Genomic DNA, 1,094 nt, shown 5'->3' on the forward strand with positions numbered 1-1,094 from the left:
TGTACTGCCCAGGGAGGTTGATCAATCTGCTGATGGGTGGTTGTGCTCCGATGGCGGTGTGGGGCCTGTGGTGATTGTATTCATGGAGCCAGGCCGGGAGTGCTGCTCGGCGGGCTGATTCGCTGTTGTAGTGGCGGGAGAAGGCCCATCCGTTGGCGAGGGTGCGGTGGAACCGTTCGATCTTGCCGTTGGTTTGTGGCCGGTAGGGTCTGGTCTTCTTCGGCCGGACGTTCAGCTCGGCGCAGGTGTCGCGCCAGAGATGCGATTTGTAGGCCGATCCGTTGTCGGAGAGGACCCGCTCGACTGTGATGCCGCGCGCGGCGAACCAGGCCACGGCCCGGCGGAGCACGCCGACCGCGGTGGCGGCGGTCTCGTCGTCATGGATCTCGGCGTAAGCGACGCGGGAGTGGTCATCGATCACGGTGTGCACGAACGCGGTCCCGATCTTCGGGTTGTAGTGACCGTTCCGTGGTTTCCCCGGGGTTGCGGCCCGGTTCCGGTCTCCCTGTTGCCGGCCGACGAATCGGTGCCCGCCACCATCGGGGATGTTGCCCATCTTCTTCACATCGACGTGGATCATCGATCCGGGATGATCGTGCTCGTATCGGCGGACGGGTTCCCCGGTTCGAACATCGACATGATGCAGGCGGTTCAGCTTCACCCGCACCAGAACGGCGTGGACGGTCGAGGCCGGAATGTCGAGCTTCGCGCCGATTCCGACGGGTCCGAGGCGTTTCTTCCACCGCAGATGCACGATCTTCCGCACCAGGGGCTGCGGTGTCCTGTTCGACACCCGGTGGGGCCTTGAGGAGCGATCTTCCATGGCCGCCGGCCCGGCGAGTTCGTATCGGTCGGCCCACCGTTTCGCGGTCGGCCATGACACATGGAAGAACTGGGCCGCGTGAGCGACCGGCCACCCGTCATCGACGATCAGGCGGGCAACACGAAGACGTTGAATGGGCGTGAGAGCAGCATTACGGTGAGACACGAAGACCTCCGGCAGTGGTGATGGAACCTAGACAGCTCCAACCCTCCACCGGAGGTCTTCGTCACTTCAAGACATCACACATCAACCAACGTCCCTGGGCAGTACA

1 protein-coding gene is annotated in these 1,094 nt (G+C 63.6%); it reads right to left on the reverse strand.

Features of this window, described 5'->3' with window-relative positions:
• The coding region (locus ACEXOR_RS17285; RefSeq protein ID WP_374850981.1) for an IS481 family transposase at positions 1-988 on the reverse strand (988 nt) is incomplete at its 3' end.
• Positions 989-1,094 lie beyond the last annotated feature (106 nt).

Source organism: Herbiconiux liangxiaofengii (assembly GCF_041927335.1).
Taxonomy (GTDB): Bacteria; Actinomycetota; Actinomycetes; order Actinomycetales; family Microbacteriaceae; genus Herbiconiux; species Herbiconiux liangxiaofengii.